Annotated in this window: 23 protein-coding genes; 13 read left to right on the top strand and 10 right to left on the bottom strand. The window is 35.4% G+C overall.

Annotated features, from left to right (window positions below):
- Positions 1–27: 27 nt before the first annotated feature.
- From Q0L65_RS11620 to rluF, 3 genes are all read left to right on the top strand, one after another.
- Positions 28–1,200, top strand: a complete 1,173-nt coding sequence (locus Q0L65_RS11620) for a hypothetical protein (protein ID WP_296686517.1) — start codon at positions 28–30, stop codon at positions 1,198–1,200.
- 93 nt (positions 1,201–1,293) lie between these two features.
- Complete coding sequence (locus Q0L65_RS11615; RefSeq protein ID WP_296686515.1) at positions 1,294–2,355, top strand: two-component regulator propeller domain-containing protein; 1,062 nt, start codon at positions 1,294–1,296, stop codon at positions 2,353–2,355.
- 238 nt (positions 2,356–2,593) lie between these two features.
- Positions 2,594–3,406, top strand: coding sequence for a 23S rRNA pseudouridine(2604) synthase RluF (gene rluF / locus Q0L65_RS11610; protein WP_296686514.1), 813 nt, complete (start codon positions 2,594–2,596; stop codon positions 3,404–3,406).
- A gap of 58 nt (positions 3,407–3,464) precedes the next feature.
- Here rluF and Q0L65_RS11605 read toward each other — a convergent pair whose 3' ends face one another.
- The 5 genes from Q0L65_RS11605 to ffh form a co-directional block, all read right to left on the bottom strand.
- On the bottom strand, positions 3,465–4,844 hold the full coding sequence (locus tag Q0L65_RS11605) for a DUF4153 domain-containing protein (protein WP_296686511.1): 1,380 nt from the start codon (positions 4,842–4,844) through the stop codon (positions 3,465–3,467).
- 50 nt (positions 4,845–4,894) lie between these two features.
- On the bottom strand, positions 4,895–5,191 hold the full coding sequence (locus tag Q0L65_RS11600; RefSeq protein WP_296686510.1) for a transcriptional regulator: 297 nt from the start codon (positions 5,189–5,191) through the stop codon (positions 4,895–4,897).
- Between the two features lie 8 nt (positions 5,192–5,199).
- A complete protein-coding gene (locus tag Q0L65_RS11595) occupies positions 5,200–5,814 on the bottom strand; it encodes a hypothetical protein (protein WP_296686509.1) in 615 nt (204 codons plus the stop codon).
- A 167-nt stretch (positions 5,815–5,981) separates the two neighbouring features.
- Positions 5,982–6,863, bottom strand: a complete 882-nt coding sequence (locus tag Q0L65_RS11590; protein ID WP_296686506.1) for a tetrahydrofolate dehydrogenase/cyclohydrolase catalytic domain-containing protein — start codon at positions 6,861–6,863, stop codon at positions 5,982–5,984.
- 110 nt (positions 6,864–6,973) lie between these two features.
- The gene (ffh, locus tag Q0L65_RS11585; RefSeq protein ID WP_296686503.1) at positions 6,974–8,332 is read right to left on the bottom strand and encodes a signal recognition particle protein; all 1,359 of its coding nucleotides are present in this window, start codon (positions 8,330–8,332) and stop codon (positions 6,974–6,976) included.
- 272 nt (positions 8,333–8,604) lie between these two features.
- Between ffh and Q0L65_RS11580 the strand changes: the two genes are divergently transcribed.
- A complete protein-coding gene (locus Q0L65_RS11580) occupies positions 8,605–9,141 on the top strand; it encodes a hypothetical protein (RefSeq protein WP_296686501.1) in 537 nt (178 codons plus the stop codon).
- Between the two features lie 124 nt (positions 9,142–9,265).
- Here the strand turns inward: Q0L65_RS11580 and argS are convergent, their stop codons facing one another.
- The 4 genes from argS to Q0L65_RS11560 form a co-directional block, all read right to left on the bottom strand.
- Positions 9,266–11,044 (bottom strand): arginine--tRNA ligase, encoded by a 1,779-nt coding sequence (gene argS / locus Q0L65_RS11575; protein WP_296686498.1) that lies wholly within the window; start codon positions 11,042–11,044, stop codon positions 9,266–9,268.
- A 416-nt stretch (positions 11,045–11,460) separates the two neighbouring features.
- Entirely contained in the window at positions 11,461–12,468 is a 1,008-nt protein-coding gene (locus Q0L65_RS11570; protein ID WP_296686496.1) for a beta-ketoacyl-ACP synthase III, read from the bottom strand.
- A gap of 282 nt (positions 12,469–12,750) precedes the next feature.
- Complete coding sequence (locus Q0L65_RS11565; RefSeq protein ID WP_296686494.1) at positions 12,751–13,683, bottom strand: ABC transporter ATP-binding protein; 933 nt, start codon at positions 13,681–13,683, stop codon at positions 12,751–12,753.
- 105 nt (positions 13,684–13,788) lie between these two features.
- A complete protein-coding gene (locus tag Q0L65_RS11560; protein ID WP_296686492.1) occupies positions 13,789–14,478 on the bottom strand; it encodes an OmpA family protein in 690 nt (229 codons plus the stop codon).
- Between the two features lie 168 nt (positions 14,479–14,646).
- Between Q0L65_RS11560 and htpG the strand changes: the two genes are divergently transcribed.
- The 3 genes from htpG (at position 14,647) to Q0L65_RS11545 (ending at position 17,441) form a co-directional block, all read left to right on the top strand.
- Entirely contained in the window at positions 14,647–16,530 is a 1,884-nt protein-coding gene (gene htpG / locus Q0L65_RS11555; RefSeq protein WP_296686490.1) for a molecular chaperone HtpG, read from the top strand.
- Between the two features lie 121 nt (positions 16,531–16,651).
- Positions 16,652–16,933: a hypothetical protein gene (locus tag Q0L65_RS11550; protein WP_296686487.1), complete on the top strand. Its 282-nt coding sequence runs from the start codon at positions 16,652–16,654 to the stop codon at positions 16,931–16,933.
- A 106-nt stretch (positions 16,934–17,039) separates the two neighbouring features.
- Positions 17,040–17,441, top strand: a complete 402-nt coding sequence (locus Q0L65_RS11545) for a hypothetical protein (protein WP_296686485.1) — start codon at positions 17,040–17,042, stop codon at positions 17,439–17,441.
- Positions 17,442–17,703: 262 nt separating this feature from the next.
- Here Q0L65_RS11545 and Q0L65_RS11540 read toward each other — a convergent pair whose 3' ends face one another.
- Entirely contained in the window at positions 17,704–19,809 is a 2,106-nt protein-coding gene (locus Q0L65_RS11540) for a TonB-dependent receptor (protein ID WP_296686482.1), read from the bottom strand.
- A gap of 136 nt (positions 19,810–19,945) precedes the next feature.
- On the opposite strand from Q0L65_RS11540, the gene Q0L65_RS11535 reads away from it, so the two are divergent.
- From Q0L65_RS11535 to Q0L65_RS11510, 6 genes are all read left to right on the top strand, one after another.
- Positions 19,946–20,359, top strand: coding sequence for a DUF2721 domain-containing protein (locus tag Q0L65_RS11535; protein ID WP_296686481.1), 414 nt, complete (start codon positions 19,946–19,948; stop codon positions 20,357–20,359).
- The gene (locus Q0L65_RS11530) at positions 20,359–21,252 is read left to right on the top strand and encodes a DMT family transporter (RefSeq protein ID WP_296686479.1); all 894 of its coding nucleotides are present in this window, start codon (positions 20,359–20,361) and stop codon (positions 21,250–21,252) included. The genes Q0L65_RS11535 and Q0L65_RS11530 overlap by 1 nt, the downstream gene beginning before the upstream one ends.
- Complete coding sequence (locus tag Q0L65_RS11525) at positions 21,236–21,859, top strand: alpha-ketoglutarate-dependent dioxygenase AlkB (protein ID WP_296686477.1); 624 nt, start codon at positions 21,236–21,238, stop codon at positions 21,857–21,859. The genes Q0L65_RS11530 and Q0L65_RS11525 overlap by 17 nt, the downstream gene beginning before the upstream one ends.
- A 31-nt stretch (positions 21,860–21,890) precedes the next feature.
- Positions 21,891–22,703, top strand: coding sequence for a sterol desaturase family protein (locus Q0L65_RS11520; protein ID WP_296686474.1), 813 nt, complete (start codon positions 21,891–21,893; stop codon positions 22,701–22,703).
- Between the two features lie 98 nt (positions 22,704–22,801).
- Positions 22,802–23,080: a DUF2805 domain-containing protein gene (locus tag Q0L65_RS11515; protein ID WP_296686472.1), complete on the top strand. Its 279-nt coding sequence runs from the start codon at positions 22,802–22,804 to the stop codon at positions 23,078–23,080.
- A 50-nt stretch (positions 23,081–23,130) separates the two neighbouring features.
- Positions 23,131–24,072, top strand: coding sequence for an alpha/beta hydrolase (locus Q0L65_RS11510; protein ID WP_296686471.1), 942 nt, complete (start codon positions 23,131–23,133; stop codon positions 24,070–24,072).
- Positions 24,073–24,093: the final 21 nt, after the last annotated feature.

Raw genomic sequence — 24,093 nt, 5'->3', positions numbered from 1 at the left:
CTAATACTAATTAAATATCAAAACAACATGCAAAAAATTATAATTTACACTGTTATACTAGTAGTTAGCTTATTAAGTAAAGTAGTCGCGCAAGAAAATAATCAAACTACTATTGACCGAGCAAAAAAGATGGAGAAAAGAAAAGAAGAATTAAAAAAAAGAAAACCATTATCTTTTAATAAAAAAGTTGGACATATTACAACATTAATGGAATATGTTATGGCTAAAGAAAAAAATAAATTAAAAGTCATTATTGATTCACTTGAAAATGCGCACACTTCTAATACAATTTCATTAGAAGAATTGAATGAATTAAAACTAGCTGAGGCTGAAAAAACAGCTAAAAAAATTGAACTTAGTTTAGAACGTTACAATTCCAAACTAGATAGTTTAATCCAAAATAAAATTGAAAACGGAAGTAAAGAGTACATTCCGAAATTGGATACTATAAATGGAAAAAAAGTGTACACCTATTCCAAAAAACACAAAACTATATATTATGATGTTCCTGCATTGAAAATTTACGATTCTGACACAGACAAAATCGAACGCAAATCCAAAAGAACCACATCACAATTTGTTTTCGCTTTTGGATTAAACAATGCCATTCCTGAAAATGGAAATTTGGAAAATTCAGATTTTAGAGTTTGGGGATCTCATTTTTATGAATGGGGATTAACTTATAACACCAGACTATTTAAAAATCATAATTTAGTACATGCAAAATATGGTTTTTCTGTAATGTATAACAATTTGCGACCAATAGACAATCGTTATTTTGTAAAGAATGGAAATCAAACCTATTTGGTAACTTCAAATTTTGATTTAGAAGAATCGCGATTAAGAAATGTCTATTTCACTGCACCTTTTCATTTAGAATTCGATTTCACGCCAAAAAAATATTCGAAAGACGGCACTAAATCCTATTTCAGAACACACGAATCAATTCGTTTAGGAATTGGTGGATATGCTGGAGTTCGAATTAAATCCAAGCAATTACTTTGCTATGAAGTGGATGGTGATTCAGAAAAAACAAAACAAAAAGGAGATTTCAATGTATCTAATTTCAATTATGGATTGAGTACCTACATTGGTTATCGCGCGACTAGTTTGTATTTCAAATACGATATGAATCAACTACTTAAAAACAATGGAGATTTAAATAATGTATCTTTAGGTATTCGTTGGGATTTTAATTAAAAATAACTATACTTAATGTTGCTTATTAGCTGTCATTGCGAAGCGACACCCAAACCGTCTAAAAGATAACAAAACCTCAAGACTATTTGACAAATGAAAAAAAAAATATTACAAATATCATTATTTACTTTCCTGACAATACTACTTTTAGGGACTGCCTGCAATAGCCCGGTTAAAAAAGACTTACCAAAAGACAAAGAACTTCCAACTGTTTTTAAAAGTAAGGAAAATTGCAATGTTTCACGTTTTATGCAGGACAAATCAGGTAACCTTTGGTTCGGAACAACAGATAATGGGCTTTATAAGTATGATGGAAAATCGTTTAACCAATTTACAATAAACGATGGACTGGATTGTAATAAAATTTATTGTATTTTGGAAGATAAAGATGGTAAAATTTGGGTGGGAACTGAAGTGGGACTTTGTCTTTACAATGGAAAGACATTTTCCAAAATCCAGATTCCTTTACCCAAAAACCTGCCTCCTAATAAGAACCACTACTACCAAACCCATTGGGTGTACAATATGTTACAAGCAAAAGAAGGAAAACTATGGTTTGTAACAATTGATGGTGTCTTTATTTACGATGGCAAATCCTTTACACATTTTCCAATGAATGAAGCCCGCAATGGCTTTTTGACCAGTAACGATAGAGTGGAACGTATATTAGAAGATAAAGAAGGTAACATTTGGTTAGGTGGACGAACCAATGAAGGTGTTTTTCGTTACGATGGAAAATCTGTAACCAACCTCAAACCAATGGATTTGTTTCAAGATGGGCCAAAACCAAAACCTCATAATTGGGGATGGCCTCAATTGCAAGACAGCAACGGTAATATTTGGTTCAGTAATTGGGGTGGAGCCTATCGGTATGATGGAAATACATTTACAAGTTTTACAACAAAAGATGGTTTGCCAAGCGAAGTCACTCGAATTATAGAAGACCAAAAGGGAAATCTTTGGTTTGGTGCCAGCGACGGTCTTAGATGTTACGATGGTAATACTTTCACCTATTTTAAAGATGGGCTAATCAATCCTTGGATTTGGGAAATTTTGGAAGATAATAACGGTACTATTTGGGTGGGGACTAGAGAAAGTGGTTTATACTTTTTCAATGGAAAAACATTTATTAATTACACAGAATATAAGCATTAACCTGGTACAGAAATAACAATAAAAGCAACGAATCGCTGACACTAGTTTGGCAAAAGTGGCGGTTCAGTACTCCGTATCAACATTTATTCCGAAAATCGCCCCCCTCGACAAGCCCGAAAACGAATAAAACACCTTTTCTATTTTAGAATTGTAATACTGCTCTAAATAACATTTCTAGTTTGTATCTTTGACAAAATGTAAAAGTTCATTTTTATAATTTATTTACTTCATTAATCATTTGGAAAATACAGACGCAAATCTAAAACGCCTCAATAAATTCATTGGAGAAACTGGTTATTGCTCCCGCAGGGAAGCCGACAAACTCATCGAAGAAGGAAGAGTGACCATCAATGGTATCGTTCCTGAAATGGGTACTAAAGTGGCTCCTGAAGACGAAGTACGCATTGACGGCAAACTGATTGTAGAAAAAAATGAGAAATCCATTTATTTGGCCTTCAATAAGCCGGTAGGAATTGAATGCACTACTAATTTGGACGTTCGCGATAACATTGTCGATTACATCAACTATCCCAAACGTATTTTTCCAATTGGCCGTTTAGACAAAGCTAGTGAGGGATTAATTTTCATGACCAATGACGGGGATATTGTCAACAAAATATTGCGTGCCAGAAACAATCACGAAAAAGAATATACCGTAACCGTAAACCGACCAATTACCGATCGTTTTATTGAACGTATGGGAAATGGCGTTCCTATTTTGGAAACTGTAACCCGAAAATGTAAAGTAGAGCAAATCAGCAAATACACCTTCAAAATTATTTTGACACAAGGCTTGAATCGCCAAATTCGTAGAATGTGTGAGTATTTAGGCTATGAAGTAACCGCTTTGAAGCGCATCCGAATTATCAATATTTCACTAGATGTGCCTGTGGGGCGCTACCGCGAATTGACCGAGGCTGAAATCAAAGAGTTGAACCAACTGATTGCACCATCGAGTAAAACCGAAGAAGCGAGTTTGCCCAAATCAGAACCTACAAGACGAAAAATAGAATTTCCAAGAAGGGATGATTCTAAATTTAAAAGAAACTAATAAAATAGTAAATCAAAATCCCATTCCTTTAATAAGTAATGGGATTTTTTTAGTATTCCTATTTTAAAAATTCATAGTACAACGCCGTAGATAAAAATGAATCTTTTTGTCTCAGTTGAATCTCCTCTTCTCGGAGTTCTTCAACATATTTTCCATCCAATTTATTTTCTATAAAAAATTGACGACGTGCATTGTCGTTAAAATTCAAATCACTCAAAAATAATGGCTCGACCCCTTTATTAAACGAAATATTATAGACCGTGATCAAATTCCCCCAATTAACAAAACTACAAAGTAAAATCACTCCATAGCAATACCAAATCATCTGATTAAAAAGATAGGCATTTGATTTTTGTTTTGTAATTTTTCTAAAAGTAAAAAACAAACTCATCGCAGCTAAAAATAAAAAGACATACACCCCTAATCGTTTATAGGTAAGTCCAAAAAAGGCAATATATTCAGAGTTAATGATAAGCGTACTGGCAATTAAAAATCCATTCAATACCATCCAAGTTTTAGCTAACATCTTCATGTTTTTAGCCTTGGAATCAAAATTAAATTGTCCTTTAAAATACAATAAAACCACCACTATAGATAGGAAGATAGAGAACAATACTGCATTCACCCTTTCGTGGGTAGCAGCACTCAATTTAGAGCTTGCAATAGATTCAAAAAATTGTTCGTAATTGAACGTCACTAAAAACACTACCAACATGAGATTCAAAAGCAAAAAGGTAATCTCTCCACTCCTTCTTTTAAAATCAGAATCAAGTAACGCAAATGAATTTTTATTGTTTTCTGAAATATCTTTATTCAGTTCATCATCCAATTTTGAATTCATTTCCAAACAAATTTCAGGTACCCAATAATTCCAAAAACTAAACGAAAAATAGGTCCCAAATACCACAACAAAAATAAATTGATACGGGTTAAAATCTAATGTGTAATCGAACCATAAAGAGGAGAAATGGTCACTCCCAAAAGAATATACAACAAAAAAAAGAGAGACAAATGACATGGGAATAATACAATAAGCTACGATTATTTTAACCAAATTAGTATTGATTTTGGCATCAGGAAGCCATTTTGAAAACTGAAAAAACCGAACACTCGTAGCCAATGAATTGATCAGAATTATAGGTAACGCTTGAATTATTCGTAACTGAGGAGATTGAATCCTAAATTGTAAAAATAAAACGGATAAGGCAACCGCTAAAAAGGAAACAAAGTCCCCATACCAAGCAAAGGCTAGACAGGAAAAAATAGAAGTCACAACTAAAATTTGCTCGGGATAATTGCCCATTCTTTCCTTAAAAAAATAAACAATCATACTTACTAAAACTAGCCCAAATAAAGCTAAATTAAGTCCAATATTCTGATTTAAAAAAAGCAGAATAAAAGCGACACTACTGATTAGAACAAAATGGTGTTTTTTCATATTTATAAATTTAAAAGTACTTTGTTATTCAAAGTAATTAGACAAAAAAATTAATTAGTAGATTTCAGTAATTTTTCAAGCTGATTCAAATGGGTAGTGAAGGCCTGCCTTCCTAAAATAGTAACACGGTACGAAGTTTTAGGTTTCTTACCTACAAATTCTTTCTTCACTTCAATATAATCTGCCTTTTCCAATGAAGTAGAATGACTCGCCAAATTACCATCTGTAATATTGAGAAGCGTCTTCATTTCGGTAAAGTCAACCCAATCATTGACCATCAAGACAGACATTATACCCAATCGTACCCGACTATCAAAATCTTTATTTAGTTTATCAATAATTCCCATTGGATGGATTATTTATATTTTTTGAATACGAGTAATCCGTACACAATATGCAATATCCCAAAACCAAGAATCCAAAAAAGCAATCCGTATCCAAGGTAAAAAAGAGAAATACAACCCAAAATCAGTTCACAAAAACCAAGATATTTAATATCGGTAAACGTATATTTTTCAGCATTAATCAACCCCAGACCATAGAATAACAATGTTACAGGAGCAATTAAAACATACATTTTATAAACAAGGAGTGCCACACAAAAAACACCGCCTACAATAAGCGGAATCGCTAAATTAAATAACATATTTTTAGTTGTACTTGTCCAAATAGGCAAACCGTATTTTTTACTTTTTCTAATCGTAAAGACAATCCCAAAGAATAAAGCGAAAAATAAAATAACAATTCCAACATACAATAATTCAAATACAAAATCGAGTGAATACAATTTTGCCTGTCCATCAAAATAGTTAATTCCGTTGTCTTTGAATAGAAAATAAACATAGACTCCTCCCAATAATGCTGTCAAACCTGCAAAAACTCCAGACAGCCCACTTAGCGAAATAAATCGCGAAGAACGCTCCATCATAGAACGTATGTGTGATAAATCTTCTTGATGTTTTTTATCCATAAATAAAGTACTTTGAACTGCAAAGTTATATATTTTTTTAAACAAACAAATAAAAAATGAATTTATTGTAAAAAAAAAGCCGTTCTCAAGAACAGCCTTTTTTGTCATTCCGAATTTATTTCGGAATCTATTACATACTATAAAATAAATTACATTAGGAAGAACTCTTATTTTCTAGCTCTAATTTGTCTCGCTAAAAGTGTGTTTTTCAACAACATCGCAATAGTCATAGGTCCTACTCCTCCAGGAACTGGCGTAATAAAAGAAGACTTCTTGCTTACTTCATCAAAATCAACATCACCGGTAATCACATAGCCTTTTGGGTGTGAAGCATCTTCTACTCTAGTAATACCTACGTCAATTACAACAACACCGTCTTTTACCATATCCGCTTTTAAATAATTAGGCACGCCTAAAGCAGTGATAATAATATCCGCATTCTTAGTAAATTCTTCGATGTTTTTAGTTCTGCTATGCGTCAAGGTTACGGTAGAATCTCCAGGATAGCCTTTGCGGCTCATCAAAATACTCATTGGTCGACCCACAATATGGCTTCTTCCAATCACTACGGTATGTTTTCCAGCCGTTTCTACTTGGTAACGTTCTAACAACTGCATAATTCCAAACGGAGTAGCCGGTAAAAATGTTTCCATTTCCAAGGCCATTTTACCAAAATTTGTTGGGTGAAAACCATCCACATCTTTATCAGGGTGAATCGCCATTAATATCTTTTCTTCGTCAATATGCTTTGGCAAAGGCAATTGAACAATAAAGCCGTCCAAATTATCGTCTTCATTCAAATCAGCAATCTTAGCTAACAATTCGCTTTCGGTAATCGTTTCTGGCAAAGACACCAAAGTCGATTCGAAACCAATTTGTTCACAAGAACGCACTTTGCTGCCCACATACGTCAAGCTCGCGCCATTATTCCCAACCAAAACTGCCGCTAAATGAGGCACTTTCTCGCCATTGGCTTTCATTTTTTGAACCTCAGCTGCAATTTCTTGTTTGATATCTTCCGATGTCTTTTTTCCGTCTAGTAGTTGCATTTTTATTTAGTTTAGTTGTTTTTGGCTTAGATCTTTAGATGGTTAGATTCTTAGAGCTTTAGATGCTAATAATCTGACAATCTGAAAATCTAATATTCTGAAAATCTAAATTATCTCATCCCCGGCATACCTCCTGGCATTCCTTTCATTCCGCCCATCATCTTCATGAGGTTTTTACCTCCAGGACCTTGCATCATTTTCATCATTTTGCTCATTTGTTCAAACTGCTTCATCAATTGATTCACCTGTTCGATTTTAGTACCTGAACCTTTGGCAATTCTCGTTTTGCGTTTCATATCTATCAAAGCGGGTTTGCTTCTTTCGATAGGGGTCATCGAATGAATAATCGCTTCAATATGTTTGAAAGCATCGTCTTCAATCTCTACATCTTTCATGGCTTTAGAAGCGCCTGGTATCATTCCGACCAAGTCTTTCATATTACCCATTTTTTTCACTTGTTGAATTTGCGCCAAGAAATCATCAAAACCAAATTCGTTTTTCGCAATTTTCTTCTGTAATTTTCTTGCTTCTTCTTCGTTGTATTGCTCTTGCGCCCTTTCTACTAATGACACAACGTCTCCCATTCCAAGAATACGTTCTGCCATACGATCTGGATAGAACACATCAATTGCTTCCATTTTTTCGCCAGTACCCACAAACTTAATCGGTTTGTTCACTACTGATTTGATAGAAAGCGCGGCTCCACCACGAGTATCTCCGTCTAATTTGGTTAAGATAACCCCATCAAAGTTCAATCTGTCATTGAAGGTTTTAGCCGTATTCACCGCATCTTGACCGGTCATCGAATCCACAACAAACAAGGTTTCTTGCGGTTGAATCGCTTTATGAACGCGTTCAATTTCGTTCATCATTTCCTCATCTACTGCCAAACGACCTGCGGTATCGACAATCACAACATTAAAACCGTTGGCTTTAGCGTGTTTGATGGCGTTTTGCGCAATCTCAACAGGATTTTTATTTTCTGGTTCTGAGTACACCTCAACACCAATAGAATCTCCTACCACATACAATTGCTGAATCGCCGCCGGACGGTAAATATCACAAGCCACCAAAAGTGGTTTCTTTCCTTTTTTAGTCTGTAAATAATTAGCCAATTTCCCAGAGAAAGTAGTTTTTCCAGAACCTTGTAAACCCGACATCAAGATGACCGTTGGCGCTCCCGAAAGATTAATTCCAGCTACATCGCCCCCCATCAATTCAGTCAATTCGTCTTTCACCAACTTCACTAACAACTGCCCTGGTTGCAATGTCGTCAATACATCTTGACCCATCGCTTTGTCTTTTACTTTGGCAGTAAAATCTTTGGCAATTTTAAAGTTCACATCGGCATCCAATAACGCACGACGCACTTCTTTCAAAGTTTCCGCTACGTTAATCTCAGTGATTTTTCCGTGTCCTTTTAATACGTGAAAGGCTTTATCTAATTTATCGCTTAAATTACTAAACATACTATTTACTTTTTTTGAAATGCAAAGATAAACTAATTCAATAATTAGGCAATTCAATACTTAGATAATTAAATAGCATAAATTATCTATCACTAAAGCAAAAACATCATCTGATCTAATTCTCTTGCTTAGCTTTTTAATATTAGAAAATACTTTGCACGAAGTGAAATGGATTTAAAGTTTGTTTTGTAATTTTGATTTTAATGATTAGTCAATAATTTTAAACTTTCAAATCCAAAATTTATAAAACCAAAAAATTGCTTCTAAAACTTATGAAAAAAGCATTAAAAATACTAGTATTACTTACTACATCTTTGGTTTATTCACAAAACAACTCACAATCTGAGGTTTTTAAAAAAATCATTGAGGAGCAAATTAATAAAGGAGCATTAAACCTTTATGTCCAATGTGAAAAACCACAAACTTTTTTTGACAAAACCATTTTTAAAGAAGAAACTGGACTTGAAGTCTCTGAAAAAATATTAAATGAAATCGAAGTAAATATTGAAAAAAGTAGTGCTAGTTTTTGGAATTCAAAATTAACAACCGAATTAAATTACAACTCTAATTTTTTAAACGGCAAAAAATGTTTGACTAGAAAAGATACCGAAAAACTATTTTTAAAAACTAAAAAAAGACAAAATATTATTTCAATAAGTGAACCCATTTTTGACTATACTTATGAAAATTGTATTGTTTCTATTACTTACCATACATATATAGATAGTGCTGCCGGACATAGTTATTTTCTTAAAAAAATTCATGGAATTTGGACAATTATTACTATTTATAATTTTTGGATGACTTAAAACCTTTAATCCCCAACTAACTATCGATAACAATAATATAAATAAACAGCAAAAATCAGCTGGTATACCAACAAAAAAACGACCTCTACTAAAGGTCGTTTTCTATTATAATACAATTTCAATTTTACATTCTTTCCGGAACATTGATCCCTAATAAACTAAAAGAAGAAGCAATCGTATCAGCAACTTTTTTAGACAATTGGACTCTGAATATTTTCTTTTCTTGGTTTTCTTCGCCTAAAATAGGCACCGCTTGGTAAAACGAATTGTATTCACGAACCAACTCATACGTATAATTGGCAATCAAAGCCGGACTGTGATTTTGAGCTGCATTCTGAATCACTTCTGGATACAATTCAATTTGTTTCAACAGTTCTTTTTCTTTTTCGTGCAAGTCAGTAGTTTTGGCTGTAGCCGAAAAATCAAAAGTCGCTTTACGAATAATCGACTGAATACGCGCATACGTATATTGAATAAACGGCCCTGTATTTCCAGCAAAATCAACCGACTCTTCTGGATTGAACAAAATGCGTTTTTTAGGATCTACTTTCAAAATATAATATTTCAAAGCACCCAAACCAATCGTGTTATATAATTTGGCTTTTTCTTCTTCTGAATAGCCTTCTAGTTTGCCTAATTCTTCCGAAATAGTTTGAGCCGTACTCGTCATTTCTTGCATCAAATCATCGGCATCAACTACGGTTCCTTCACGGCTTTTCATCTTACCCGAAGGCAAGTCCACCATTCCGTAAGACAAGTGATACAAGCTCGAAGCCCAATCAAAACCTAGTTTTTGCAAAATCAAAAACAACACTTTGAAATGGTAATCTTGTTCGTTACCCACCGTGTACACCATACCTCCTACATCAGGATGGTCTTTCACACGTTGAATCGCCGTACCAATATCTTGTGTCATATACACCGCTGTGCCATCGGAACGCAAAACGATTTTTCGGTCCAAACCTTCGTCAGTCAAATCAATCCAAACCGAACCGTCTGGATCTTTTTCAAAAACGCCTTTTTCTAGACCAATTTGAACGACATCTTTTCCTAATAAATAGGTATTGCTTTCGTAGTAAAAACTATCAAAGTTAACGCCCAAATTGCTGTAGGTAGTCGCAAAACCATCGTACACCCATTGGTTCATCATCGCCCAAAGTGATTTTACTTCCTCATCTCCTGCTTCCCATTTCAGCAACATCTCTTGCGCTTCCAAAATGATGGGCGCTTGTTTTTTGGCTTCTTCTTCGGTTTTACCCGCAGCCATTAAGTCGTTGATTTCTTCTTTGTAGGCTTTATCAAAAGCTACATAGTAATTCCCAACTAATTTATCTCCTTTTAATCCTGTAGAAGCAGGCGTTTCTCCATTACCAAATTTTTTCCAAGCCAACATCGACTTGCAAATATGAATCCCACGGTCGTTGATAATTTGGGTTTTGTACACTTTTTTACCCGAAGCTTTAATAATCTCAGCCACCGAATACCCTAACAAATTGTTACGCACGTGTCCTAAATGCAAAGGCTTATTGGTATTTGGTGAAGAATACTCCACCATTACCGCCTTGTCTGAAGGATTTGGTGTTACAAAACCGTACTTCGCATCGTCTTTGATTCCGTTAAAGAAATTCAAGTAGTACGAGTCGGAGATTACAATATTCAAAAATCCAGACACCACATTAAAACGGGCTACTTCTGAAACGTTCTCCACCAAATAATTCCCAATTTGAGTTCCTAATTCTACCGGATTACTTTTCACCAATTTCAACAAAGGAAAAATAACTATGGTAATATCGCCTTCAAACTCCTTGCGGGTAGCCTGAAACTCTACTTTATCAACGGATACTTCAAATAAATCCTGAATCGCTTTTGTTATTGATGGGGTAAGAATGTGTTGTAATGACATTGAATCTGTTTTTTTAAGAGTGCAAATATAAGGATTTCAGAAGGAAATAGAATAGCCTTTTTTTGTATTGGTTTTAGTAGGTTAAAAAAGCTTTTATTTGTTTTTTTCGACACAGATTACACAGATTACACGGATTTTATTATTGGAAATAATTCACAATTTTTAAAGTTTTTTTTACCACATACCTGCCTGCCGCAGGCAAGGAGACATAGACAAAATGTACAAAACAAAGAATTACTATATTTTTTTTCGCCCCAGATTCAACGGATTTAATCCGTATGAATCAGTATAATCTGTGAAATCTGTGGCAAATTTAAAAAAAGAAACCAGTAAGTAATTAAGATTCATTAAGCGCTTAATGAACCTTAATTACTTAATGGTTTACAATTTTAATAAAAATAGTTACTATCCAACAACTACCATTTAATAATAGCACTTGCCCAAGTAAAACCGCTACCAAATGCCGCTAAAACTACGGTATCTCCTGACTTGATTTTACCTTGTTCCCAAGCCTCAGTCAAAGCAATCGGAATAGATGCCGCGGTGGTATTACCGTATTTCATCACGTTATTATGAACTTGTTCGTCTTTCAATCCGAATTTTTTCTGAATGAATTGCGAAATTCTCAAATTCGCTTGATGCGGAATCAACATATCAATATCAGCCACTTGCAAATTATTGGCTTCCAATCCTTCATTAATTACCTCCGCAAAACGAACCACTGCATTTTTAAACACAAATTGACCATTCATATACGGGAAATAACTTTCGTCTTCTGGATTGTTGTCTTTCAAAATATCCGTTACCCATCGACCGCCCATTCCAGGTGCTTTCACAATCAATTCTTCGGCGTGAAGCCCTTCTGAATGCAAATGCGTAGATAAAATTCCTTTAGTCAAATCTTCTTCACGACTTAAAACCGCCGCTCCTGCTCCATCACCAAAAATTACCGAAACCCCACGACCACGAGTCGTCATGTCCAATCCAGTGGATTGCACTTCGGAACCAATAACCAAAACGTTTTTATACATTCCGGTTTTAATGTATTGATCAGCCACAGATAAGGCATAGACAAATCCCGAACATTGGTTTCTAACATCCAAAGCACCCACGGTACGTAAACCCAAATCGCGTTGCACTAAAACACCCGGTCCTGGAAAATAATAATCGGGACTTAAAGTGGCAAAAACGACAAAATCAATGTCTTCTTTGGCCAAACCGGAACGTTCAATCGCAATGGCTGCCGCCTTGACTCCCATAGAAGTGGTCGTATCTTGACCTGGTACAATATGGCGACGTTCTTGAATCCCAGTTCTTTCTTGAATCCATTCGTCATTCGTATCAATGATTTTAGATAAATCATCATTAGTAACTACATGGTCAGGAACATAAAATCCTAATCCTGTTATTTTTGAGTGGTACATAGTAGGTTATTTAAGCCCGTTGGGTATAATTAGTTTTTGATGATAATTTTACGTCAGTTCGAGTGATTTTCGAAAGAAAATTGTATCGAGAACACGTAAAATTTCATTAAAAACGATTCTCGATACATTTTTTGTTCCATTTAATTTCACAAAAAACACTCGAATTGACGTTTTTAATAATTACACCCAACGAGTTTATTTATATTAATTTTTAAGACAATCCTTTTTCTTTTACAAAAGATTCCAAAATCTAAAGTACTAAATAAATCGGATTTAGCCGACTTATAATGAATTTATTGAAATACGCACAGCAATTGGCGTTCCTGCATCTAATACAGATTCGTTCTCGAAAAACAAGGTTTGAGAACCTGAAGTGAAGGCGATCAAATAGTGACTCCCTTTAAAATAGGATTGTTGCACAACACCTTTCAACAACCCCTTCGGATCCAGCTTGAGTTGATGAGGATATACCAAATGTAGTTTTCCATCCAGTTCCAACGAATTAACTTCGCCAAACAGAGAGGCTATATAAATTGTTTTAGGATGGTGGTAAAGGTTTTGAGGCGTGTCCTTGGCAATGATTTTGCCGTGCTGCATTACTATTGTTTCGTCCGAAAAAGACAAGGCATCGGTACTATCGTGGGTGGCGATGATACAAGTAATTTTCTTTTCTTTTAAATACTGAAATACATTTCTGCGCAACGCATTTTTCCGAAAGGAATCGATTTGGCTAAAAGGTTCGTCCAGCAATAAAATTTGGGGTTCTAAGGCCAAAACTCTGGCCAAAGCTACACGTTGTTGCTGACCGCCACTCAAATATTTAGCTTTGACTTTGGCAAACTCAGTCATTTCAACCATTTCAAGTAGTTCCTGCACACGGGCTTTCTTTTTGTCACGATAGATATTCGAAAGGAACTTACCTACATTTTCTTCCACAGTAATATAAGGCATCAAATCAAAATCTTGTGCCAAATATTTAATATAATCTTCACCCGGAATCAAATTGTATTTGGGTCCTAAAATAGGATTTCCATTATAATTGATAGTTCCCGAATCCAAATCGTACAAACCATAAATCAACTTCAGCAAGGTGCTTTTACCACAACCGCTTTCGCCAATGACAGAAATATTCTGTCCTTGTTGCGCCACAAAACTAAGCCCATCAATAACGGCTTGGTCAATGTACGTAAATGTAATATTCTTAAGTTCCAGCATGGTTTGATTTAAAGAAGCCAAATTTACAATGTTTAATTTGAATACTTCAATAAAAAAAAGCTGCACCTTAAAAGAACAGCTTTTACAATGGGATGTTATGAATAGTTAATTGCCATTTTTTGCGTCTTGTATCATTTGTTCATTGGCCGTAATGGCAAATTCTACTCGGCGATTTTGGGTTCTTCCTTCTGGGGTATCGTTAGTTGCAATAGGGTCTGCTATTCCGTTGCCAACCGTTGTAAATCGACTCGCTTTTAAGCCTTTGGAAACCAAATGCCATTTCACTGTTTCGGCTCTTTTTTGTGAAAGTGTCAAATTGTATTCTGGAGTACCTGTAGTATCGGTATACCCAAAAATTTGGATATTCGTTTCTGGATATTCTTGTAAAATCGGAACTAGTTTATCCAAATTCTGTTGGGCTTGAGTCGTCAAAGTTGACTTGTTGGTATCAAAACGAATCGCATTTTCATTTAAAACCAAACGAATCCCTTCTCCTACTCGTTGTACTTCGGCACCGGGCAAAGCTTCATCAATTTTTTTAGCTTGTTTGTCCATTTGGTTACCAATAACGCCGCCAGCAACTCCACCAATAACACCTCCTAAAACTGCTCCCATAGCCCCCTTGCCTCCTTTTCCTGCATTATTCCCTATAATACCGCCAATTACAGCTCCTCCAACGGTACCTATCACAGCTCCTTTTTGTGTATTGCTAGCGTTTTTAACGGAGTCGCAACTGCTCACTAAGCTTACTAAAATCAATACAACACTACTGCCAATGCTAATTATTTTTTTCATTTTTTTCTGTATTACACGATTAAACTAACCTAAAGATACAAGAAGAAAAAACAGTTCGAACATTCTCAATTAGAAAATCGACCAAATGCCAATTTGTCACTCCAAAGGGGTTTGGTATTCTATTTGAAAACTAAATTTCCATCAATTTAAACTTAAAATTTATACATTATGACAACTGGAAAAATTAATGTTTCGGTAGAGAATATCTTCCCATTAATCAAGAAATTTTTATACAGCGATCACGAAATTTTCTTGCGCGAATTGATTTCAAATGGAACAGATGCTACCCTAAAATTAAAGCACTTAACAAGTATTGGCGAAGCCAAAGTAGAGTACGGCAATCCCATTATTGAAGTAAAAATTGACAAAGAAGGCAAAAAACTGCACATCATTGATCAAGGTTTAGGGATGACGGCTGACGAAGTAGAAAAATACATCAACCAAGTGGCTTTTTCTGGAGCTGAAGAATTCTTAGACAAATACAAAGATTCGGCTAAAGATTCTGGAATTATTGGTCATTTTGGTCTTGGATTCTACTCGGCTTTTATGGTGGCTGAAAAAGTAGAAATCATCACTAAATCATTCAAAGACGAACCAGCAGCCCACTGGACTTGCGACGGTAGTCCTGAATTTACTTTGGAACCTGCTGACAAAACCGACAGAGGAACCGAAATTATTTTGCATATCGCCGAAGATTCTTTGGAGTTTTTGGAAGAATTCAAAATCAAAGAATTACTGAATCGTTACAATAAATTCATGCCGATTCCAATTAAATTTGGAACCAAAACAGAAACACTTCCGTTACCAGAAGGGGCTGCCGAAGACGCAAAACCAGAGACTATCGAAGTAGACAATATCATCAACAACCCAAATCCAGCTTGGACCAAACAACCGGCTGAATTAAACGAGGAAGACTACAAAAAGTTCTACCACGAGTTGTACCCAATGCAGTTTGAAGAACCGCTATTCAACATTCACTTGAATGTGGATTATCCGTTCAACTTAACGGGGATTTTGTACTTCCCTAAATTAGGATCGGATTTACAAATTCAGAAGGACAAAATTCAGTTGTACCAAAACCAAGTGTTTGTGACTGACAATGTAGAAGGAATTGTACCGGAGTTCTTGACGATGTTAAAAGGAGTCATCGACTCACCAGACATTCCGTTGAACGTGTCGCGTTCAGGCTTACAAGCGGATGCTGCGGTAAAGAAAATCTCGAATTACATCACCCGTAAAGTAGCCGATAAACTAAAAGCACTTTTCAATGACAACCGTGCCGATTTTGAGCAAAAATGGAACGACATTAAAATCGTTTTGGAATACGGAATGTTGTCTGAAGATAAATTCTATGAAAAAGCAGGGGCATTTGTTTTGTACCCAACAGTAGACGACAAGTACTTCACTTTGGACGAATTGAAAGAACAACTGAAAGAAAAGCAAACCGACAAGAACGACAAATTAGTCTTGTTGTATGCCAATAACAAAGAAGCACAACATTCGTACATCGAAATTGCCAAAGAAAAAGGATACGAAGTATTGTTGTTGGATTCGCCAATTATTTCTCACCTCATCCAAAAAATTGAAGGCGACAATAGTGAGATTAGTTTTGTACGTGTCGATTCAGACCACATTGATAATTTAATCAAGAAAGAAGATACGGCGATTTCTAAATTGTCTGAAGAAGAACAAACGAGTTTAAAAACGGTAGTAGAAACGATTGTGCCTAAACAAAACTACACGGTACAATTAGAAGCCTTAGACAGTCAGTCGGCGCCATTCATCATTACGCAACCAGAGTTTATGCGTAGAATGAAAGAAATGAGTCAATCTGGCGGTGGTATGTTTGGTATGGGCAACATGCCAGAAATGTACAACTTAGTGGTAAACACCAACTCCGATTTGGCCACCACTATTTTGAACACCGAAGACAAAACCTCTCAAGAAAGCTTGGTCAAACAAGCCTTAGACTTGGCTAAATTGTCTCAAAACTTATTAAAAGGAGAAGCTTTAACGGCTTTTGTAAAACGTAGTTTTGAGTTGATTAAATAAGCTCAAAAAACAAGCACTTTGTAAAGCTGCCCGAAAGGGTGGCTTTTTTTTTTGGATTCAAGAAATGTTATTTTACAAGAAAATAGATATATTTGATAAACATAAAAACCCAAAATTAAAAATGAATCCAGAAAAGAAAAATGCTTTATTTTCGATAACATTTTATGTAATTTCTATTTTAATAATAGCTGCTATAAATTTTTCTGGAAAATTTAAATCAGGTCCATGCACTCCAAACTTAGATGTGTTTTCAGTTTTTATAGTTATTGTAATAAATGTAATTTTATTAATTGTTAATGGAGTGAGAGGGTTTTTAATGGAAAAACAAACAAAATTTTCATTTTTAATACATTTAATTGTACTATTAAGTTGGATAATTTGTATAAAGTATAGAATGATATAATAATTATAATCGCCAATCTTGCCCAAATAGCAGGATACAAGTTTGAAAGTTTCGCATATAAACTAGTTAGCATTAACCTTTATCGAACCCTTGCAAATAAGAACTCATGAAATTTACTAAAATATTTTTTTTACTTTTAAATATCTTGATAATTCAATCGTGTCAAAAAAAAGTTGAATGTGTAACTAAACTAAAATTTGATAAAAGTTTGTGGTTAAAGAATCAGCAAAAAGATTGCTACAAAGACAGAGAAAAAATGCTTTATGATTTATTAGACAATCATAAAATCAAAGGTCTAAAATATTCAGAAATTTGTGAGCTTTTGGGAAATTCAGAAATTGAATCTTCGTCGCATTCAAAACATATAAAATATATTATAACAACAAAAAATGATTCAACAATCGAATCAAAATTTTCTAAAGAGCTAATCATTTTTCTAAATAAAGATAGTATTGCAGAAAGTATTATAGTCGCCAAAAGTGATAAAAGTGATGAAAGTGATAAATAAATGCTACCGCGTGCCCACGCTAGCGCGAGCATCTTACTAGTGCCTTGAGTAACAATAAAAAACCCTGCTAGTGACTAGCAGGGTTTTTTGTTTTAACCACATAAAAACATAGTAAAATCTATAGCAAAAGATTGGGATAGACGTTTCACTCTTCACAATATCACTATGTGAAAAATAGTGCTTTTTCTAAAACCTCTTTATTTATTTACATAAATCTATGTTTCTATGTGGTTAAACCTTAATTGCAAAAACAACAAGATTATTAATTTCCAATAATTCCCGTTTCTTCTTTTTTATCCTTGTTCAATAAAACAGGAGTTTCTTTAGCCAATCTATTCTTCGTTGGAATTTTATAATTAATACTAAATCCAAAACGACGCGAATCCATTTTATTACTCAACAACAAAGGCGTGTTGTAGGAATTGAACACAAATCGGTTGGAATTAAAAATATCATCCGCATTAATAGAAATAGACAACTGATCTTTCAAGAACTTTTTAGACAAGGACAAATCTACCGTATTGTTGAACGGTTTATTGGCAATGAAATAATAGTAATTCCCTTTGGCAGTGATGTAGCTAAAATTGGCTACAAACTTAATTTTGCTTGGCAATACCATTTGCGACATTACATTATACACCCAAAACCCTTTGGTTTCTATAGCTGGAATTTGATGCAACTGATAGGCCGCATACACAAATAGAAAGTTCATCTCATCCGGATTCACATTCATTTTCATCGTTTCGGCTAGGCCTTTGGTAAACAACATATACGGAATCGGCATTCCGATATTGAAATTATGTACTTTCAACTCGGGAATATTTTCATTGGTATTGACCACCACATTGGAATTCAAATTCACTCTTTGAATCACTTGATTTTTAGCCGAACTTACAGAATAGCCAATAAAAGCATAATCATACGCACTCAATTTCACTTCATAGTTGTCAAATATCGTAGGCTGCAAATTCGGATTTCCTACATAACCGATATTCGGGTTTTGATAATTGGTATTGTTCGGATTCAAAGCTGACGTACTTGGCAACGTAATCTTCTTATTGTAATTCACATTAAAGAAAACCGACTTGTTAAAATTGTACTGCGCACTGGCATTTGGAAAGAAACGAAACTGTTTGAAAGGCGTCAAATCAGTCGTATTCGTTTTTCCTGAAATGCTATAATCTTCGGCTCTACCTCCTACAATAAAACTCAAACTCTTGAACTTGGTTTGCATTTCAAAATAACCGGCGGTAGTTTTTCTTTGGTAATCCAAATTAGTCACGCCTCTGTTTTGTGTTTGAAAAGACAGCTCTTCGTGCAAACTTCCAAAACTTACTTTTCCTTCGTCAGAAAAAGCAATGGGTTGCGAATAATCAAATTTGAAGTTGTAGTATTTTTGGTCTGAGGAATTGTCCAAAACCGGTATTGAATTCCCTAAAGAGTTCAATACAAAATCACTTTGATTGCGATTGAAATTGAATTTAAAATCCAATTTTTTGGTCTTGTCCTCAAAACGTTTTTGATAGGTCGCTACCGCATCTTGACGCCATCCTTTCGTATTGGAATCGTCTTGAGTAGCATAACCCGTTCCGCTAGCTAATGTGGTGCTTCCGTTGTTGTTGTAATTCACATCGTAATTCAACAACAAACGATCTTTTTTCAAATCAAAAGTCACTGCCGATTTAATAAAATTGGTTCTATTGGTTCTGTCAGCATCCGTTTTAGAAAGTAAGGTCTGGCTGTTGTTTTCTTCTTTAATCAACGAAGTCCACATGGCGCTTTCTCTGTAGTTTTGCCCCATATTCAACTGCCAACCAAAGTATTTGTTTTTGGCATTCAACAAAACACTGTTGTTCACTCTCCATCGCAAACGATCGTAAGTAGTCACATTAGTACTATTGGTATAGGTAGCACTCAAAAAGTTCTTCGCATTTTTATTGGTAATAATATTCAAAATAGCACCACCCGAAGTAGCTGGAAACTCCGCACCTGGCTGGGTTACAATCTCAATTCTTTCAATGGCATTCGCCGGCATTCCTTCCAGAAATCCGTTCAATTCATTGGAAGAAATATTCAAGGGTCTTCCGTCCATATACACGTCCAATTGTTTCCCTTGGTACATCATTCCTGCAATATCCGAAGCAATTAAACCTGGTAATTTTTTCAATCCTTCCAAAACGGAACCCGAACTCAAACTCGGCTGATTAGCAAAATCAAAAATAGTTCGGTCAGCGCGTTGCTCGACTGCTTTCTTGGTTTTGGTAATCGTCACTTCTTTTAATTCCTGCGCTTTTTTAGTAGTCTCTTGGGCAGTAACTTGGAGAATAGTTCCAAAAAATAAGGCTTGTAAAATAAAAATCTTTTTCATTATGATAATTTCGTTTGGCTATTTAGACTACTACACCGTTCTTTTGTTACACATCCAATTGAAGTTATTGGTAAAAAAATTAAAACTATGACAAAGAATACCGAACTTTGCCCACTGAAACAACATTCATTGTAGTATGACTTTAGAAATAGGAACTCCAGCCTTGCTTTTTTCGGCAACTTCGTTAATTCTGTTGGCCTATACCAACCGATTTTTGACCATTGCGAGTATTATTCGCGGACTAAAAAAAGTGTACAAAGAGAAAGAAAACAGCATGATTTTATTAGAAATCAAAAACCTCAACCTGCGTCTGACGTTAATTCGTTACATGCAAATGGCAGGGGTGTTGTGTTTGTTCTTGTCTGTTTTTGCTATGTTGTTATTGTTTTTTGGGGAACAAGAAATTAGTTTGTATTTCTTTGGACTCAGCATGTTGAGCCTGCTCATTTCGTTAGGGATATCATTTTGGGAAATCAGCATTTCAGTCAATGCCTTGCGTTTGCATTTGAGTGATTTATCAGAAATGGATCGAAAACAAATCAATTCCTAATGACCAACCGTTCAAAACTAAAAGGCGTTTTCCTTATTGCGCTTGGAGCAACCAGTTATGGTATGTTAGCTACTTTTGTAAAAATGGCTTATGCCGAAGGTTTTACCACGCCTGAAGTAACTATAGCGCAATTTGTGTACGGAATTACAGGAATCCTACTCATCAATGCAATTCAAAAAGCTCAAAATAAAAACCAAGCTACCAAAGCGGCTCCAAAAACGATAGCACAACTACTACTTGCAGGAACTTCGCTAGGTATGACCAGTGTTTTTTATTATTTAGCGGTTAAATACATTCCCGTTTCTATTGCCATTGTACTCTTGATGCAAACGGTTTGGATGGGCGTGCTATTTGAAATGCTACTCGAAAAGAAAATACCATCCGCTCAAAAAATTACATCGGTTCTAGTGGTACTGCTAGGAACGGCTTTGGCAACGAATATCATCGAAAATCAAATTGCATTCGATTGGCGCGGCATTGTGCTTGGACTATTATCTGCCGCTTCATTTACCACTACGATGTTTACCGCTAACCGAGTGGGCATTGGGGTCTCATCAGCACAACGCAGTTTGTTCATGTTGTTAGGTGGTGCCGTAATTGTCTTCGGATTTGCTATCGCCAATCAAACAGGAGATTTCCATTTCGAAATTTTTGCCAAATGGGGAATCGTCTTAGCGCTTTTCGGCACCATTATTCCGCCATTATTATTCAATGCAGGTTTTCCTCTAACGGGAATTGGCTTAGGCAGTATCGTTTCGGCTTTAGAACTTCCCGTTTCGGTATTGATGGCCTATTTCCTTTTGAATGAGAACATCAACACTTGGCAATGGATAGGAATTGTGCTAATCATTCTGGCGATTGTCATTATGAATGTCAATGATACCAAAAACTAGCCCTTTGGAGTCACTATTCAATTCAGAACCCCTAACGCTTGACTTGCCAGACGCTGAGATCATCTATTATCCGCAGTTTTTTGACAAAGAACAAGCAGATACCATCTATACTCAATTACTCCAAGAAATAGCCTGGCAACAAGATAACATCACAATTTACGGAAAAACACATCCGCAACCGCGTTTAACCGCTTTGTATGGCAATGAAGGAAAACCCTACTCCTATTCCAATATCACGATGCACCCACATCCTTGGAATACCCTATTGCAAAAAATAAAATACTATATCGAAGCGACTACCCAATGCCAATTCACCACCGTATTACTCAATCAATACCGCGATGGGAAAGACAGTAATGGTTGGCATGCCGATAACGAAAAAGAATTAGGTACCAATCCCATTATTGCTTCGCTAAGCTTTGGTGCGGAACGGGTTTTCCAACTCAAACACAACAATCTGGAGGATGCTAAAAAGAGCATCACATTGGAACACGGCAGCCTCTTACTAATGAAAGGAAGTACCCAACATTTTTGGAAACACCAAATCCCAAAAACGGCCAAACCCATTGGCACACGAATCAATTTAACCTTCCGAACCATTAAATAATTGTTTATATTTGGATTCAAATCGTTCCAATATGCAAACAATTATTGATTATTTTTCGACTATTCCTTCTGCACATCGTACCTTAATTTTAGTAGGTGGAATCACTATTTTTTGGTTAATAGAAAATGCATTTCCGTTGTTTAATTTTAAATACCGTAGATGGCACCATGCAGGGATCAATATCTTTTTTACCCTAACGACTATCATCGTTAATTTTTGTCTGGCTTTCATTTTATTGCGAGTGGCAGATTGGTCCTATCAAAATAACTTTGGGATTTTACAATGGTTGCCTGAAATGCCAATTGGTATATACACCATCATTGGATTGCTATTATTAGACTTAATCGGTGCCTATTTAGTGCATCTGATCGAACACAAATTAAAATTGTTCTGGCGTTTTCATTTGATTCACCATACCGACACTTGGATTGATACCACGACAGCTAACCGACACCATCCTGGCGAAAGTGTGATTCGATTTGTATTTACCAGCTTAGGGGTTGTTCTAGTTGGAAGCCCAATGTGGATGGTATTTTTATACCAAACACTTTCTGTAGTGGCAACCCAATTCAATCATGCTAACATTGCCTTGCCTAAAAAAGTCGATTTGTTTTTGAGCTATTTCATTGTATCGCCAGACATGCACAAAGTACACCACCATTACCTCATGCCCTATACCGATAGTAATTATGGAAACATCTTTTCTATTTGGGACAGACTATTTGGCACTTTTATGGTTTTACCAAGAGAAGAAATCGTATACGGAGTGGACACGCATTTACAACCCGAAGAACACAATAATCTAAAGAATTTATTAAAAATACCTTTTCAGAAAAAAAAATAAACTTGGTTTAAAAAGTAATTCTTTTTTTTATTAATATTGAAATGCAATTAAACCTATTAACGAATAACTAACAACACTATTTGAATTATTTTCATCCGATGAAAAAGAGTAGCCGTAAAGAATTAAATTGGGAAGAGACGGAAAAACTGATGACTTTAGCCCTAGAAGAAAGAAACCCTTTTGAAATTATTAAAAAAGAATTTGGCCTAGCCGAAAAAGAGGTTTTAGAAATTATGAAAAAGAAAATGCCCGCAGAAAAATTCGAAATGTGGAAAAAGAAAGCGGCAGCCAACAAACCGAAACCAAAACCAGTAAAAATCGATGATTTTGACGACGAATTGGATGGTAAATATTACATCAAAAACAAATTAGACTAAGATACAGAACTCCTGAAAAACAGGAGTTTTTTTATTCATTCCACAAAACCATGAGAAAAACCATTTTTACCTTACTGTGTATAATGCTAACTGCAACTGTATTTTCACAAGCTCCAGCGGCATTTACAAAAGAAAATATTGCCGTAAACGCACTTTTAAACGGGACTTTGTATACGCCAATAAAGCAAAGTAAAAAACCAAATTTGGTCATTCTCATTGCAGGTTCAGGACCAACAGATCGAGATGGAAATCAAAAAATGATGCCCAATAATTCTTTAAAATTATTAGCCGAAGCAGTAGCCAATAACGGCATTGCCGTTTACAGTTATGACAAACGAATCTTTGCTCAAATGGCGGCTGGCCAACTAGACGAAGCCAGTCTATCTTTCGATAATTTCATTGACGATGCCAAAGCAGTGCTTTTGTATTTCAAAAACCAAAAAAAGTACCACACCATTACCATCGCTGGACATAGCGAAGGAGCCTTAATTGGTATGGTGGCGGCCAATGGCAATGCCGATGCGTATATCTCAATTGCTGGAGCAGGTCGACCTATCGACGAGGTTTTGTTAGAGCAAATTGGAAAACAGGCCCCTTTCTTAAAAGAAGAAGTAGAGAAAGACTTGGCTACTTTAAAAAGTGGAAATACCTTCGAATTAAAGAATCAAATGCTAGCCACTTTATTTAGAGCGAGTGTGCAACCGTATATGATTTCATGGATCAAATACAATCCACAAACCGAAATCAAAAAACTACACATCCCAATCCTACTAATCAATGGTGACAAAGACATTCAAGTAAGTGTGAATGATGCCCAATTATTATATCAAGCAAAATCAGATGCCCAACTCAAAATCATTCCCAATATGAATCATATTTTTAAAGAAATCAAAGGAGATGATACTGAAAATAAGGCTTCCTATACGAATCCCGATTTACCTATCAGCAAAGAATTGCCATCCGTACTAACAGCTTTTATTCAATCATTATAAAGTGTAACATTTATCCCAAAC

Origin of the sequence: Flavobacterium sp. (assembly GCF_024642105.1) — a bacterium.
In the GTDB taxonomy this organism is placed as follows: domain Bacteria; phylum Bacteroidota; class Bacteroidia; order Flavobacteriales; family Flavobacteriaceae; genus Flavobacterium.
The sequence above is the reverse complement of the archived record's forward strand: the minus strand, read 5'-3'. Positions and strand labels throughout refer to the sequence as shown.

Coding starts and splice junctions, on each gene's coding strand:
- Q0L65_RS11530 (WP_296686479.1), top strand. CDS start 20,359: ATGACCAACCGTTCAAAACTAAAAGGCGTTTTCCTTATTGCGCTTGGA.
- Q0L65_RS11515 (WP_296686472.1), top strand. CDS start 22,802: ATGAAAAAGAGTAGCCGTAAAGAATTAAATTGGGAAGAGACGGAAAAA.
- Q0L65_RS11615 (WP_296686515.1), top strand. CDS start 1,294: ATGAAAAAAAAAATATTACAAATATCATTATTTACTTTCCTGACAATA.
- Q0L65_RS11620 (WP_296686517.1), top strand. CDS start 28: ATGCAAAAAATTATAATTTACACTGTTATACTAGTAGTTAGCTTATTA.
- Q0L65_RS11590 (WP_296686506.1), bottom strand. CDS start 6,863: ATGCAACTACTAGACGGAAAAAAGACATCGGAAGATATCAAACAAGAA.
- ffh (WP_296686503.1), bottom strand. CDS start 8,332: ATGTTTAGTAATTTAAGCGATAAATTAGATAAAGCCTTTCACGTATTA.
- Q0L65_RS11560 (WP_296686492.1), bottom strand. CDS start 14,478: ATGAAAAAAATAATTAGCATTGGCAGTAGTGTTGTATTGATTTTAGTA.
- Q0L65_RS11600 (WP_296686510.1), bottom strand. CDS start 5,191: ATGGGAATTATTGATAAACTAAATAAAGATTTTGATAGTCGGGTACGA.
- Q0L65_RS11580 (WP_296686501.1), top strand. CDS start 8,605: ATGAAAAAAGCATTAAAAATACTAGTATTACTTACTACATCTTTGGTT.
- Q0L65_RS11605 (WP_296686511.1), bottom strand. CDS start 4,844: ATGAAAAAACACCATTTTGTTCTAATCAGTAGTGTCGCTTTTATTCTG.
- Q0L65_RS11545 (WP_296686485.1), top strand. CDS start 17,040: ATGAAATTTACTAAAATATTTTTTTTACTTTTAAATATCTTGATAATT.
- Q0L65_RS11570 (WP_296686496.1), bottom strand. CDS start 12,468: ATGTACCACTCAAAAATAACAGGATTAGGATTTTATGTTCCTGACCAT.
- Q0L65_RS11520 (WP_296686474.1), top strand. CDS start 21,891: ATGCAAACAATTATTGATTATTTTTCGACTATTCCTTCTGCACATCGT.
- htpG (WP_296686490.1), top strand. CDS start 14,647: ATGACAACTGGAAAAATTAATGTTTCGGTAGAGAATATCTTCCCATTA.
- argS (WP_296686498.1), bottom strand. CDS start 11,044: ATGTCATTACAACACATTCTTACCCCATCAATAACAAAAGCGATTCAG.
- Q0L65_RS11565 (WP_296686494.1), bottom strand. CDS start 13,683: ATGCTGGAACTTAAGAATATTACATTTACGTACATTGACCAAGCCGTT.
- Q0L65_RS11595 (WP_296686509.1), bottom strand. CDS start 5,814: ATGGATAAAAAACATCAAGAAGATTTATCACACATACGTTCTATGATG.
- Q0L65_RS11540 (WP_296686482.1), bottom strand. CDS start 19,809: ATGAAAAAGATTTTTATTTTACAAGCCTTATTTTTTGGAACTATTCTC.
- Q0L65_RS11525 (WP_296686477.1), top strand. CDS start 21,236: ATGATACCAAAAACTAGCCCTTTGGAGTCACTATTCAATTCAGAACCC.
- Q0L65_RS11550 (WP_296686487.1), top strand. CDS start 16,652: ATGAATCCAGAAAAGAAAAATGCTTTATTTTCGATAACATTTTATGTA.
- Q0L65_RS11535 (WP_296686481.1), top strand. CDS start 19,946: ATGACTTTAGAAATAGGAACTCCAGCCTTGCTTTTTTCGGCAACTTCG.
- Q0L65_RS11510 (WP_296686471.1), top strand. CDS start 23,131: ATGAGAAAAACCATTTTTACCTTACTGTGTATAATGCTAACTGCAACT.